At 49.0% G+C, this 255-nt stretch carries 1 protein-coding gene; it reads left to right on the forward strand.

Going from position 1 to position 255, the window contains the following annotated elements; translation table 11 throughout:
• Positions 1-255, forward strand: a 255-nt coding sequence (locus tag R0J87_RS22385; protein WP_498889071.1) for a ferrochelatase, incomplete at its 5' end; no start/stop codon positions are given.

Raw genomic sequence — 255 nt, forward strand, 5'->3', positions numbered from 1 at the left:
GAGCATGGAGAGCCTGACTACCTGCTGTGTTCGTACCATGGTATTCCAAAACGTTACGCTGATTTGGGCGATCCTTATCCCGAGCACTGTAACCAGACAACGGCACTTCTGGCAGAAGCGCTGGCGATGCCAAGAGAAAAGATGAGCATGAGTTACCAGTCGATTTTTGGTCGCGAAGAATGGCTGAAGCCCTATACCGAGCCAACGATTATTGAACTGGCAAAAAAAGGGGTTAAACGGCTGGATGTGATTTAG

Source organism: Halomonas sp. SIMBA_159, assembly GCF_046536035.1.
Taxonomy (GTDB): domain Bacteria; phylum Pseudomonadota; class Gammaproteobacteria; order Pseudomonadales; family Halomonadaceae; genus Vreelandella; species Vreelandella venusta_A.